This is a genomic window from Microbacterium resistens NBRC 103078 (assembly GCF_001552355.1).
In the GTDB taxonomy this organism is placed as follows: Bacteria; Actinomycetota; Actinomycetes; order Actinomycetales; family Microbacteriaceae; genus Microbacterium; species Microbacterium resistens.
The window spans coordinates 1-13,124 of the sequence record NZ_BCRA01000120.1 but is presented as its reverse complement, the minus strand read 5'-3'; the positions used below and the strand labels follow the sequence as shown (position 1 = coordinate 13,124).

The 13,124-nt window shown below is 71.6% G+C and carries 11 protein-coding genes; 4 read left to right on the top strand and 7 right to left on the bottom strand.

All coding sequences use genetic code 11. The features are described from left to right. The 6 genes from MR1_RS16370 to MR1_RS16345 form a co-directional block, all read right to left on the bottom strand. On the bottom strand, positions 1 to 718 hold a 718-nt coding region (locus MR1_RS16370), incomplete at its 3' end, for a UDP-N-acetylmuramoyl-tripeptide--D-alanyl-D-alanine ligase (protein WP_169797705.1). A gap of 34 nt (positions 719 to 752) precedes the next feature. Beyond that, positions 753 to 2,537, bottom strand: a complete 1,785-nt coding sequence (locus MR1_RS16365; protein ID WP_067249400.1) for a peptidoglycan D,D-transpeptidase FtsI family protein — start codon at positions 2,535 to 2,537, stop codon at positions 753 to 755. A 79-nt stretch (positions 2,538 to 2,616) separates the two neighbouring features. Beyond that, positions 2,617 to 3,192, bottom strand: coding sequence for a hypothetical protein (locus tag MR1_RS16360; RefSeq protein WP_067249397.1), 576 nt, complete (start codon positions 3,190 to 3,192; stop codon positions 2,617 to 2,619). Next, positions 3,189 to 4,175: a 16S rRNA (cytosine(1402)-N(4))-methyltransferase RsmH gene (gene rsmH, locus MR1_RS16355; RefSeq protein ID WP_157518314.1), complete on the bottom strand. Its 987-nt coding sequence runs from the start codon at positions 4,173 to 4,175 to the stop codon at positions 3,189 to 3,191. Before rsmH ends, MR1_RS16360 begins: the two co-directional genes overlap by 4 nt. Positions 4,176 to 4,273: 98 nt before the next feature. Continuing rightward, positions 4,274 to 4,705 carry a division/cell wall cluster transcriptional repressor MraZ gene (gene mraZ, locus MR1_RS16350; protein WP_067249391.1) on the bottom strand — a complete coding sequence of 144 codons (432 nt, stop codon included), beginning with the start codon at positions 4,703 to 4,705 and terminating at the stop codon, positions 4,274 to 4,276. A 268-nt stretch (positions 4,706 to 4,973) separates the two neighbouring features. After that, the gene (locus MR1_RS16345; protein ID WP_067249388.1) at positions 4,974 to 5,348 is read right to left on the bottom strand and encodes a DUF3040 domain-containing protein; all 375 of its coding nucleotides are present in this window, start codon (positions 5,346 to 5,348) and stop codon (positions 4,974 to 4,976) included. An 89-nt stretch (positions 5,349 to 5,437) separates the two neighbouring features. On the opposite strand from MR1_RS16345, the gene MR1_RS16340 reads away from it, so the two are divergent. Beyond that, entirely contained in the window at positions 5,438 to 6,526 is a 1,089-nt protein-coding gene (locus MR1_RS16340; protein WP_067249385.1) for a polyprenyl synthetase family protein, read from the top strand. 263 nt (positions 6,527 to 6,789) lie between these two features. On the opposite strand, the gene MR1_RS16335 is transcribed toward MR1_RS16340, so the two are convergent. Continuing rightward, positions 6,790 to 7,140: an Rv2175c family DNA-binding protein gene (locus MR1_RS16335; RefSeq protein ID WP_231820575.1), complete on the bottom strand. Its 351-nt coding sequence runs from the start codon at positions 7,138 to 7,140 to the stop codon at positions 6,790 to 6,792. Between the two features lie 192 nt (positions 7,141 to 7,332). On the opposite strand from MR1_RS16335, the gene MR1_RS16330 reads away from it, so the two are divergent. The 3 genes from MR1_RS16330 to MR1_RS16320 form a co-directional block, all read left to right on the top strand. Then, positions 7,333 to 8,469: a LysM peptidoglycan-binding domain-containing protein gene (locus MR1_RS16330; RefSeq protein WP_067249377.1), complete on the top strand. Its 1,137-nt coding sequence runs from the start codon at positions 7,333 to 7,335 to the stop codon at positions 8,467 to 8,469. A gap of 104 nt (positions 8,470 to 8,573) precedes the next feature. Next, positions 8,574 to 10,514, top strand: a complete 1,941-nt coding sequence (gene pknB, locus MR1_RS16325) for a Stk1 family PASTA domain-containing Ser/Thr kinase (RefSeq protein ID WP_067249373.1) — start codon at positions 8,574 to 8,576, stop codon at positions 10,512 to 10,514. Between the two features lie 127 nt (positions 10,515 to 10,641). Next, positions 10,642 to 13,124: esterase-like activity of phytase family protein (locus tag MR1_RS16320; RefSeq protein WP_157518312.1), on the top strand; the 2,483-nt coding region annotated here is incomplete at its 3' end.

The following is a 13,124-nucleotide window of genomic DNA, read 5'->3' as shown; positions in this document are numbered from 1 at the left end:
CACCGCGCATCGCGGCGACGCGAGCGTCGTCCAGGTTGAGGACGGCGGTCCCGCCGCGGCGCGCCGCGGCGACCAGCTCGGCCTTCGCGCGCGCCGTCTCCTCGATCCCGCCGAACCCGCCGGCGTGAGCGAGGCCGACCATGAGCACGATGACGACGTCCGGCTCGACCAGGCCCGCCAGACGCGCGATCTCCCCGGGCGCGCTCGCGCCGAACTCGCAGACGAGGAAGCGGGTCGTGGGCGTCACCCGAAGCATCGTGAGCGGAGCGCCGACCTCGTTGTTGAACGAGGCGACGGGCGCGACGGTCTCGCCCTCGTCGGAGAGGATCCGGGCGAGGAAGTTCTTGGTCGTGGTCTTGCCGTTCGAGCCGGTGACGCCCACGATGCGGAGGTCTCCCTCCGCACGGACCCTGGCGACGACCGCCCGCGCCAGCTCCGCGATCGCGTCGACGACGTCGGGAACGACGATCTGGGAGATCGGCTCGTCGACCCGCCGCTCAACGAGGGCCAGCACGGCGCCGCGCTCGCGCGCCGCGCCGACGAACCGGTGCCCGTCGGTCACCTCGCCGGGCTTGGCGACGAAGATCCCGCCCTCGACGATCTGTCGCGAGTCCGTGTCGACCGCGCCGGAGACGACGGTCTCCGGGGTCGCGTCGGCCGCGGGATGCAGCTCGCCGCCGACGAGGGCGGCGATCTCACCGAGGGACAGGGCGATCATGACGTCGGGATCCTCCGGGCGCGCGGAGCGCCGATCACTTGTACTTGGGAAGCAGCTCGTCCATGGGGACGGACGAGGGGAGCACACGGAACGTCTTCAGAACCTGCGTCATCGCCTTCTGGAACGCAGAAGCCGTGGCCGCAGACGAGGTTACCGTAGTGGGCTCGTCGAGGGTGACGATGACCACGTACTGCGGGTCGTCCACGGGGGCGTAACCGACCATGCTGGTGAAGTAGATGCCCGCCTTGTAGGCGCCGTTCTCCCCGGGCTTCTCCGCGGTCCCCGTCTTGGCCGCGATGCGGTAGCCGGGCACCGCGATGTCGTCCGCCAGGCCGCCCTGGACGGCGACGTTCTCGATCATCCGCGACAGCTCCGCGGCCGTCGCCTCGGGCAGCACGCGCTCGGGCTTGGGCGCGGCGATCGCCTTGTCCTCACCGTCGGAGGAGGTGCAGGACTCGACGAGCGACAGCGGCACCTTGACGCCCTTGTTGGCGATCGCCTGGTACGCGCTCGCGACCTGCGGAGCGGTCACGGTGAAGTACTGGCCGAAGGTCGTCGTGTAGTGCGACTGGTTGTCCCAGTCGGACACGGGGTGGAGCAGTCCGGGCTCTTCGCCGGGGAACCCGACGGCCGTCTCCGAGCCCACTCCGAACTTCCGGAAGTCGTCATATCGTTGCTGATCCGTGACCATGTCCCCGTACTTGGACATGGCCACGTTGGACGAGTCGATGAGCGCGCCGGCGAGCGTGTACTCGTACGTGTCGTGCCCGACCGCGTCGTTGACGACCGCGCCGTTCGGGAACTCCTCGTGGCTGCCGGCGACGACGCTCGTCTCCCAGGTCGCCCCGGCATGCTCCATGACCGACGCGGCGGTGATCGCCTTGAAGGTGGATCCCGGTTCGAAGGTGGTCGTGAAGATGCGGTTGCCGCGGTCCTCGGGATCGGACGCGCCCGGGTCGTTGGGATCGACCGAGGGGTACTCCGCGGCGGCCCGGATCTTCCCGGTGGCGACCTCCACGACGGTGACCGAACCGGTCTGCGCGCCCTTGCTCTGCGTCTCCTCGGCGATCATCTGCTGCAGATACCACTGCAGCTCGCTGTCGATCGTCAGCTTCACGGTGCCGCCGTCGACGGCCGGCTTCTCGCGGTGACTGCCGGGGATGATCACCCCGTCCTCTCCGCGCAGGTACGTCTCCTCGCCGGGCGTGGCCGCGAGACAGGAGTCCTGGAGCTCCTCCATGCCGGTCTTCGTCTCCCCGTCCCCCGTCACGAAGCCGACGAGGTTCCCCGCGACCGCGCCGTTGGGATACTGCCGCACGTCACGCGGCGGGGAGAAGAGGTACGGGAGCTTCAGCTCGCGCAGCTTGAGGAACTGGTCGGTGGTCGCTCCCCGCTTCAGCAGCGCGTACTGGTTGTCGGGATTCTCCGCGAGGGCGTCGGAGACGACGCCGCGCACCTCCTCCGCGGACTCGCCGATGATCGCGGCGATCTTCTCCGAGGCCTCCGCCCAGGGCAGTTTCGGGGGGTTCTCCTCGTCCTGCTCCAGCGTCATGATCGTCTTCGGGTTGAGCTCGACGTCGTAGACGAGCACGCTCTGCGCCAGGACCGATCCGTTGGCGTCGACGATGGATCCGCGGACGCCGTCGATCGGCTGGGTCAGTCCGAGGTTGCCCGTCTCGATCGAGTCCTCGACGTGGGCGGCGGCGTTGACGACCTGGATGTCGACGAGCCGGACGACGAAGCCGACCACCACCGCGAGGATCACCGCCAGGGCGACCACCGTCCGTCGGCGAGGGCTGCGGGTCGCGCGCGTCGTCATCGGGTCTCCGTCCGGTCGTCTTCCGTCGCTGTCGTGTGCCGGACGCCCGTCCGCCGGTGTCGTCCGTCCCGTCCGTCGTCTATTCCGTGCCGCCGAAGGACGGGGTCGGCAGGCCCTCGGCCTGCGGCGGGACGTTCGTGTCCGGTGTCTCCGTAACCGGTTCTACGCCCTCGGACACCGGTGCACCGGCCGTCTCCTCCGGCGTGTCGGAGACCAGCGCGTTCGGCACCGCGCCGGAGCCGCGCGGGTCCACCGTCGAGGCGTACCCCGCGCCCTCCCCCGCCCCGATGAGCGCGCCGTCGCTGAGACGGATGTAGTTGGCGCTGCCGCCCACCACGAGCCCCAGGTCCGCGGCCGCCGCGGCGAGGGACTGCGGCGAGCTGAGCCCGGCGAGCTCCTCGGCGGCGGCCTGGCCCTGCCAGGTCAGCTCCTTGTTCTGCTGCGTCAGCTGGGCCACGGTGAACGAGTCCTGCGTCGTCGCGATCGACAGCGCGATCTGTGCGATGCCGATGAGCACGGCGCCGGCCAGCGCGACGATGGCGTAGACGAGCTTGGGGCGACGACGGGACGCCGGTCGCTCGAGCGGGCGGAGTCGGCGCTCACGGCCCGGCTCCTCGGTTCCCGGCAGCAGCAGGGGTTCGGCGGCGAGGCTCATGCGGATGTGCTCCTCTGTTCGCGGCGGCGCGCTTCGGCCGGCGGGGTCAGGGCGGGACGGATGCGCTCGGCGGCGCGGAGACGGACCGGGATCGCGCGCGGGTTGGTCGCGCGTTCGGCCTCGGACGCCTGCTCGGCGCCCTTGGTGAGCGTGCGGAACCGCGGCGCGTGCTCCGGGAGCTCCATCGGCAGGCCCGCCGGCGCCGTCGACGACGAGGCCGCGGCGAAGGCCTGCTTGACCAGGCGGTCCTCGAGGGACTGGTACGACATCACGACGATGCGCCCGCCGACCTCGAGGGCGTCCATGGCGGCGGGGATCGCGTCGGCCAGGACGCTGAGCTCGCGGTTGACCTCGATCCGCAACGCCTGGAAGACCCGCTTGGCGGGATGGCCTGCGCGCTGCGCCGCGGCGGGGGTCGCCGCGACCAGCACGTCGACGAGGTCGCCCGATCGCGTCAGCGGGGCCTGCTCGCGCGCGTGGAGGATCGCCCGCGCATAGCGGGCCGCGAGCTTCTCCTCGCCGTACCGCTCGAAGATGCGCCGCAGATTCCCCTCGGAGTAGGTGGCGACAACCTCGGCGGCGGTGATGCCGGAAGTCTGATCCATCCGCATGTCCAGCGGCGCATCCTTCGCGTAGGCGAATCCGCGGTCGGCCTCGTCGAGCTGAAGGGAGGACACGCCCAGGTCGAAGAGGATCCCGGAGGCGCCGTCGGCGTGCTCGCCGATCGCGTCGTAGACCGTGTGCACCAGAGTCACCCGGTCGCCGAAGCGCGCGAGGCGCTCCCCCGCGATCCGCAGGGCGTCCGTGTCGCGGTCGAGGCCGATCAGGCGGATGTTCGGGAGACGCTCCAGGAACGCCTCGGAGTGCCCGCCCATGCCCAGCGTGGCGTCGACGAGGATCGCGCCGTCGTGCTGCAGGGCCGGGGCCAGCAGCTCGACGCAGCGGTCGAGGAGGACCGGGGTGTGGATGTCGCGGATGCCCATGATGTGCGGGGCCCGATCCTGGATCCTGATCCCCATCCGCTCGGCCCGGCACCGGGGAAGGTGCGCCGGGTGGGAGCGGCTGGGAGTCACGACCCAGGTCAGAACAGTCCCGGGATCACCTCCTCTTCCATGTCTGCGTACGCGTCCTCGTTGCCCTCCGCGTAGGCGTTCCACGCGGCGGCGTCCCAGATCTCGGCGTGGGCGCCGACACCGGTGACGACGAGCTCCTTCTCCAGCCCCGCGTAGGTCCGGAGGTGGGCGGGGATGGTGATGCGGTTCTGGCTGTCCGGCATCTCGGCGCTGGCGCCGGAGAGGAACATGCGCAGGAACGCGCGGGCCTCCTTGTTGCTCAGCGGCGCCTGCCGGATCCGCTCGTGCACGGTCTCGAACTCGGCGGTGCTGAAGACGTAGAGGCACCGGTCCTGCCCGCGGGTGACGACCACGCCGCCTGCCAGATCCTCACGGAACTTGGCCGGGAGGATGACGCGGCCCTTGTCGTCGAGCTTGGGGGAATGGGTGCCCAACAGCATCGGCCCTCACCCCCGTTCTTGCCGCCCGTCGCGCCCTGCTGACCCGCTTCCTCCACTTTACTCCACTCTCCTCCACTTTCCTACGGCAATGTCGCGGATTCCCAGGTTCGCGGGCGCAAAAAAGGCCCTCGTCCCGCGGAATCACGGGGTCGAGGGCCGGTGGAGGGAAGTGGAGTGCGGGTGGAGGGCCGGTGGAGGAAACGACGAAGGGCCCGGATGCGGAAGCACCCGGGCCCTTCGAAGGAGTGACGGTCAGCCCGTCACGAGATCATCGTTCCTCGTGACGACGATCCCAGCGATCGTTCATCCGGTCCATGAAGGAGGGACCGGCCGGTGCCTTGGTGCCGTGATCGGGGCGTGCGGCCGGCGGGGCCGTCCTGCGCACGGGGGTCACGGCCAGCATGACGCCACCGAGCATCGCGGCGAAGCCCGCGACGCCGATGACGATTCCCAGGACGTCGCCGATGGCGACTCCCGCGACGAGGGCGCCGACGCCGGCGAGCAGGAGGACCGCGCCGTACACGAGATTGCGATAGCTCAGTGTGCGGTCGCCTGTGGGCGCGCTGACGACATCGGCGTCGTTCTGCATGAGATGGCGTTCCATCTCGTCGAGCAGACGCTGCTCCTGTTCTGAGAGTGGCATTCGTCCCCCTCGGGTTGAGTTCCCTCCAGTCTACGCTCGCGCGCTCCCGCGAAGCTAGATGTTCGCCGTACGCTCAGTAGGCTGTAAGCGTGCCGAATCCGTCTCCCGTTCTGGCGGCCGTCACGGCCCGCGTCGACGCTTTGATCGCGCGCATGCGCACCGAGACCGCCGGCGACGGTCCGGACGCTGCGGCGTTCGTCGAGGCCGCCGCGCGGACCCTCGAGGGGGGCAAGGGATTGCGGGCGCGCTTCTGCCGGACCGCGTGGGCCGCGGTCGCCCGCGCCGCGGATCCGCAGGCCGCCGAGAACGACGCCGTGTGGGACGTGTGCGCCGCGCTCGAGGTGTTCCAGGCCGCCGCCCTGGTGCACGATGACCTCGTCGACAATTCCGACACCCGCCGCGGCCGCCCGTCCGCGCACCGCGCGTTCGAGGCGGAGCACGTCGCCGCCGGATGGTCCGGTCCCGCCGCCGGATTCGGCCGCTCCGCCGCATTGCTCCTCGGCGACCTCCTCGTGGCCTGGAGCGACGACCTGCTGGAGCACGGCCTGGCCGGGCACTCCGCCGCCGCTGCCGTGCGCGCCGAGTACGCGCGGATGCGACGTGACGTGACCCTCGGTCAGTACCTCGACATCGCCGAGGAGTCCGCCTGGAGCGTGAACGACGACGCCGAGCACGCCACCCGGGCACTGCGCATCGTCTCGCTCAAGGCCGCGCGCTACAGCGTCGAGCAGCCTCTGCTCATGGGCGGGGCGCTCGCCGGCGCCGATGCCGCGCAGCGCGAGGCTCTGCGCGGCTTCGGCCATCCGATCGGCATGGCCTTCCAGCTCCGCGACGATGTCCTGGGGGTCTTCGGCGACGAACGCGTGACCGGCAAGCCCTCCGGCGACGACCTCCGCGAGGGCAAGCGGACCCTCCTCATCGCGTGGACGCGCGAGGCGTTGGCAGCACCGGGCCGACGGATCGTGGACGAGCTCCTCGGCGATCCCGCCCTGACCCGGGATCAGATCGAGTCCCTGCAGGCGACCATCGTCGAGTCCGGGGCGCTCGCACGGGTGGAGGAGCTCATCGCGCGGTACGGGACGGAGGCCGAGGAGGCGTTGCGCGGCGCACGTCTCGACGCGGAGGCCACGACCGAGCTGCGCGCCCTCGCCGACGCCGCGACGGTGCGCTCGGCCTGATCCCGCTCGCCCTCATCCCGACCCACGCCAGAACAGGCCAACGCGCCAGATCAGGCGCCCACAGGCAGATCCTGCCTGATCCCACGCGAACGCCTGACCCGGCGTCACCACGTGGACGCGGGGCCTGATCCCGCTCAAGCACGCCAGAACAGGCCAACGCGCCAGATCAGGCACCCACAGGCAGATCCTGCCTGATCCCACGCGAACGCCTGAACTGGCAAGCCCTCGTGCCCGCATGCGCGAAGACGAGACGGCGTCAGGCGTCAGGCGAGCGTCCGGGCGACGCGACGCACCTCGCTCTTGTGCCCGTCGCGCAGAGCCTCGATCGGCGCGCGACCGATGGTGTCATCGGGAGCGAGCAGCCAGTCGATCGCCTCATCGTCGGAGAAGCCGGCATCCTTGAGGACGATGACGGTGCCGCGCAGCGAAGGCAGCGGGTGGTCGCCCTGGAGGAAGACCTCGGGCACGGCGGGGGCGCCGCCGCGGCGCGAGGCGATCAGATGCTGCTCGTCGAGCAGACGCCGGACGCGCCCGAGGGGTTCCCCGAGACGCTCCACGAGCTCGGGCAGCGTCAGCCAGGCGGTCGGCACGGAGGCGGGTTCAGTCGCAGACACCCCTCCATGCTCTCATCCGCCCGGCGCCTGCTCGGCTGCGACCTCCTTGGTCAGGATCACAACAGTCACACTGGCCACTTCTCATTACACCAGTTGACTCGTTTATCAATTCGTGACACGGTCGTAGAGGCCGATTCGGCCGGGAACGCCCCGGGGAGAACCGCCCCTCGGGACCGAACAAGGGGGGACGCCTTGGCACCCGACACGGCGCGACGACGCGCGACCATCACCGGCTGGACTCTGCCCGCCGCCTTTCTGACCACCGTCGCCGGGGCACTGGCGGCCCTGCCCGCCGCGGCGGCGGAGCCTGAGCCCCTTCCCCGCGAGAATCGAGGCCCGGAGCGCGACGCCTCCGCATTCCTGCGCGGGCTCGCGGGCGTGACCCACGCGGGCATGACCTCGTCGACGGCGGAGGCCCCGGCCGACGGCGTCGGTGCGATGGCGGCGCCGGCCGCCTACACCGTGGTCGCCGGCGACACCCCGTACGACATCGCCACTCGGTTCGACATCTCCGTCTCCGAGCTGCTCTCGTGGAACGGTCTGACCGCCGCGTCCATCATCTACCCCGGGGACGTGCTCCGGCTCACCCCGCCCGACACCCCTGCCGCCGCGCCCGCCCCCGCCTCGGATCCGGGGACGGCCGACGCGGGCCCCGCGGACGACGCCGGTTCGACGTACACGGTCCAGCCGGGTGACACCCTGTGGGCCATCGCCGAGCGGTTCCAGACCACGGTCGCCTCGCTCTATGCGTTGAACGGCCTGGGCCCGGACTCGATCATCTACCCGCAGCAGGTGCTGCGGGTCGTGGCCGAGGCGGCCCTGCCGATCCTCGACGCCGCCCCCGCTGCCGACCCCGCGCCGTCCGGTGACCCCGCGCCGGCTCCGACGCCCGCGCCCGACCCGTATCAGGCGCCGCCCACGGTCCTCGACGACGAGCAGCGGGACAACGGACGGCTCATCGTCGCGATCGGACGCGAGCTCGGCGTCTCCGACCACGGGATCAGCATCGCCCTCGCCACCGCGATGGTGGAATCCAACATGCGCCACCTGCCCGGTGGGGACCGGGACTCGATCGGACTGTTCCAGCAGCGTCCGAGCACCGGCTGGGGAACCCCGGAGCAGATCCACGACCGCGACCGGAGCATCCGCGCCTTCTATGGGGGACCGTCGGATCCGAACGGCGACACCACTCGGGGCCTGCTCGACATCGAGGGCTGGGAGGAGATGCCGTTCACCGAGGCCGCCCAGGCCGTGCAGATCTCGGCGTTCCCGAACCGCTACGGCCTCTGGCAGCCGCAGACGGACGTCTGGGTCGCCGAGCTCGGCTGACCGTGCGTGAGCGAGGCCCGGGCGATCGCCCCGGGCCTCGCTCGTTCCCGGGCAAGCGCGAGCCGTTGCCGGGGCTTTCAGCAAGGCCTCTCTAGACTTCTGACGTGACGACCAGCCAGCAGACCGACCCGCTCATCGGGCGGCTCGTCGACGGCCGGTACCGGGTCCGGGCCAGGATCGCGCGCGGCGGTATGGCCACGGTCTACGTCGCCACGGATCTCCGGCTCGAGCGGCGGATCGCGCTGAAGGTGATGCACGGCCACCTCAGCGACGACTCCGTCTTCCAGAGCCGCTTCATCCAGGAGGCCCGCGCCGCCGCCCGCCTCGCGGATCCGCACGTCGTCAACGTATTCGACCAGGGCCAGGACGGCGAGCTCGCCTACCTCGTCATGGAGTACCTCCCGGGCATCACGCTGCGCGAGCTCATGCGCGAGCAGAAGCGGCTGACCGTGCCCCAGACGATCACGATCATGGACGCGGTGCTCGCGGGCCTCGCCGCCGCGCACCGCGCCGGCATCGTCCACCGCGACGTCAAGCCGGAGAACGTCCTGCTCGCGGAGGACGGCCGCATCAAGATCGGCGATTTCGGGCTTGCGCGCGCCACGACGGCAAACACCGCCTCCGGCGCCCAGCTCATGGGCACGATCGCGTACCTCGCGCCCGAGCTCGTCACCCGCGGGACGGCCGATGCACGCAGCGACATCTACGCCCTCGGCATCATGCTGTACGAGATGCTGACCGGCGAGCAGCCGTACAAGGGCGAACAGCCGATGCAGATCGCCTTCCAGCACGCGACCGAGTCGGTCCCGCGCCCGAGCGTCCGCAACCCCGGGGTGCCCGAGCAGCTGGACGAGCTGGTCCTGTGGGCGACCGAGAAGACGCCCGACGAACGACCCGCGGATGCGCAGGAGATGCTCGACCGTCTCCGCGCCATCGAGCGGGAACTCGGCATCACCCCGGCGGTCACGGCGACCAAGGCGTCCTCCTCGGCCGCGCCGATGCGGGACTCCGGCGAGCTGACACTGGTGATGCCCGGCGCCCCGCCCGCGACCGCCGCCACGGCGGAGCAGGCTCCGGTCGACAACGCCACGATCCTGCGACGGCGCGTGGCCCGTCGCCGCTCGCGCGGTGCGTTCCTGCTGGTGCTCGTGCTCCTGCTGGCCTCCGCGGCGGCGGGCGTCGGCTGGTGGTTCGGCTCCGGTCCGGGCTCCCGGGTGGCCGTCCCCGACGTCGCCGGAAGCAGCTTCGAAGAGGCGTCCGCGGAGCTGTCCGCACTGGAGTTCATACCGGTGCAGGGCGCGGCGACGTCCCTCGAGGTCCCCGCCGGCACAGCGATCGGCACGGATCCGGGAGCCGGCGAGCGACTGGACAAGGGCGCGCAGGTGACGGTGATCATCTCCCAGGGCCCCGCCGAGAAGCAGGTGCCGCGGCTCAACGACCTGTCGGAGACCGCGGCCACCGATGCGCTGAAGAAGCTGAACCTCGTCGTCGGCGCGTCGACCGCGACCTACGCGGATGCCGACGCCGGGCTCGTGATCAACGCCCTGGTCACGCCGCGCGACGGCGGCGAGTCGTTCGAGTGCGGCGAGGGCTGTACCGTGCACGAGGGCGACACCGTCTCGCTGTTCACCTCTCTCGGCGCCTTCCCCGACGTCGTGGGGATGAAGCTCGACGACGCCGTCGCGGCCCTCCAGGAGAAGAAGCTCGTGCTCGGCGAGACGCAGCACCAGTTCAGTGACGACGTCGAGAAGGGCCGGGTCATCAGCACCTCGGAGCGCGACGGAGGCGGCAACTGGCGTCCCGGGGACACGATCATGCTGGTCGTCTCCGACGGTCCCGAGCTGTTCCCCATCCCCGATGTGCGAGGCATGACCCGGGACGAGGCGAAGGCGGCGCTCGAAGACGCCGGCTTCACCGCGGACTACGCCCCCGTGTGGAACGCCATCATCGACAGCGCGACCGAGGTGACCGCGCAGAAGCCCGGCACCGGGGAGATGGTGCCGTTGGGGACACGGGTGACGCTGACGATCACCGTCTCGCTCTGACGTGCCGGCACGCCGGCGTCATCCGGCCACCGGGAGTTCACCTCCCGTCCATCTGCCCGGCACCGTCCGGCCTCCCCGCGTCTCCACGCTGGCATCATCCCTGATCCCCGATGTCCGTGGAGTCCCCATGCGCCTTCGTCCTCTGTCCGCCGCCGTCCTGACGGCCTGCCTCGCCGGCGGCGTCGTCGGCGCCGCCGCCCTCCCCGCGGCCGCGGAGTCCGCGGCCCCGGCCGAGGCCGGTGCCGCGTTCTTCCAGCGCACCGCCACCTTTCCCGTCTTCCAGAACGTCCCCGAAGGGGTGGATCCGTCCGCTCCGACCGTGGCCGAGATCTCCACGATCACCGAGGACGGCACGGTCGTCTACACCGACGCCGCGGGCAAGCGCATCGGCTTCCTCGACGTGACCGATCCCACGGCGCCGATCGGGAAGGGGACCGTGGACCTCGCCGATCTCGGTCACGCCGACGACCAGCCGACGTCGGTGACGGCATACGGCGAGTACCTGCTCGTGGTCGTGGATGAGACGGGTGGCGACTTCACCGCACCCCGGGGCCGCCTCGACGTCCTCCGGGCCGCCGACCGCTCGCTCGTGCGCTCGATCGACCTCGGCGGCCAGCCGGACTCGATCGCGGTCTCCCCCGACGGCGCGTTCGCGGCGATCGCGATGGAGAACCAGCGCGACGAGGAGGCCGCCCCCGACGGCGGCGAGGAGGGGGACCTCCCCCAGCTCCCCGCCGGCTTCGTCCAGATCCTCTCCCTCGGCGACGACCCCGCGCGGTGGACCACGGACGCGGTCTCCTTCCTCGATGCGGACGGCGCACCCGCGCCCGTCGTCGCGGCCGCGGGATGGGACACCCCGGAGGACCCCGAGCCGGAGTACGTGACGATCGACGAGCGCAACAAGCTCGCCGTCACCCTGCAGGAGAACAACGGCGTCGCGGTCATCGACCTCGCGACCCGTGAGATCGAGAGCGCCTTCTCCGCCGGGTCGGTCGCGCTCTCCGGCGTAGACACCGTGAAGGACGGCCGGATCGACCTGACCGGATCGCTCCCGGCGGCGCCGCGCGAGCCCGACGCGATCGCCTGGGTGGGCGACGGACTGGTCGCCACCGCGAACGAGGGCGACTGGAAGGGCGGCACCCGGGGCTGGACGGTCTTCGACGCCGCCGACGGCACGGTCGTCTGGGACGCCGGCTCCTCGTTCGAACATCTCGCCGTGCAGCACGGCCTGCACGCCGAGTCGCGCGCGGAGAAGAAGGGGGCGGAGCCCGAGGGATTGGCCTTCGCGACCTTCGGCGGCACGCCGTACGCCTTCATCGCGAGCGAGCGCTCCAACTTCGTGGCGGTCTACGACATGACCGACCCCCGCTCCCCGCAGTTCCGCCAGGTGCTCTTCACCACGAACGGGCCCGAGGGTGTCCTGCCGGTGCCGGAGCGCGACCTGCTCATCGTCTCCAGCGAGACGGACGAGGCCGAGAACGGGGTTCGCGCCGCGGTGAACGTCTACTCCTTCGGACCGGGCACCCCCGCCCAGCCCAGCATCGTCGCCGACACCGTTGAGGGGAGCCCGCTCGGCTGGTCCGCGCTCGGCGCTCTCGCGGGGGACCCCGTCGACCCCGGCGTGGTCTACGCGGCCAGCGACGCGGTGCTCTCCCCCGCCACGGTCTTCACCGTGGACGTCAGCACGGCACCCGCGCGCATCACCGGTTCCCTCGCCGTCACCGAGGCCGGCGCTCCCGCCGCCTTGGACGTGGAAGGCCTCGCCGTGGCCGAGGACGGCGGCTTCTGGCTCGCCGTCGAGGGCGCGACGGGTCCGGAGAACGCCGTCGTGCGCACGAACGCGGACGGAGCGGTGACCGCGCAGTTCCCCCTCCCGGAGGACATCGCCGCGCACGTGGGCAAGTGGGGGCTGGAGGGCGTGACGACGACCGGCACCGGAGCCGACCTGCGCGTGTGGACCGTGCTCCAGCGGCCGCTGTGGAACGACCCGACCGATACCGAGGCCGGGACCGTGGACGGCGACGACGTGACGCGCATCGGACGCCTGGACCCGGCGACCGGAACGTGGGACTGGTTCGGCTACCGCCTCGACGCCACGCAGACCGCCGGCGACTGGATCGGCCTGTCCGAGATCACCGCGATCGACGACACGACGCTGGCGATCATCGAGCGGGACAAGCTCAACGGCCCTGCGGCGGCCGTCAAGCGCGTCACGCGCGTCGACGTCCCGGAGATCGCGCCGTCGGCGGAGGGGCTGACCGTGCTGGAGAAGAGCACCGCGATCGACGTCCTCCCCGCGCTGCAGGCGACGAACGGCTGGACGCAGGAGAAGCTGGAGGGCTTCGCGGTCGCCGCCGACGGCGCGCTCTACGCGGTCACCGACAACGACGGTCTCAAGGACGCCACCGGTGAGACGGTGTTCCTGCGCCTGGGCACCGCCGAGGAGGCGTTCCCCGCCGTCGGGCCGACCCCTCAGCCGACCCCGGAGCCGACGCCCACGCCCGAGCCGACACCGGAGCCCAGCACGACGCCCGAGCCGACACCGGAGCCCAGCACGACGCCGCAGCCGACGGCCCCTCCGACCGCTGCTCCGACACCGAGCGACCCGGG

Coding starts and splice junctions, on each gene's coding strand:
- MR1_RS16365 (WP_067249400.1), bottom strand. CDS start 2,537: ATGACGACGCGCGCGACCCGCAGCCCTCGCCGACGGACGGTGGTCGCC.
- MR1_RS16360 (WP_067249397.1), bottom strand. CDS start 3,192: ATGAGCCTCGCCGCCGAACCCCTGCTGCTGCCGGGAACCGAGGAGCCG.
- rsmH (WP_157518314.1), bottom strand. CDS start 4,175: ATGGGCATCCGCGACATCCACACCCCGGTCCTCCTCGACCGCTGCGTC.
- mraZ (WP_067249391.1), bottom strand. CDS start 4,705: ATGCTGTTGGGCACCCATTCCCCCAAGCTCGACGACAAGGGCCGCGTC.
- MR1_RS16345 (WP_067249388.1), bottom strand. CDS start 5,348: ATGCCACTCTCAGAACAGGAGCAGCGTCTGCTCGACGAGATGGAACGC.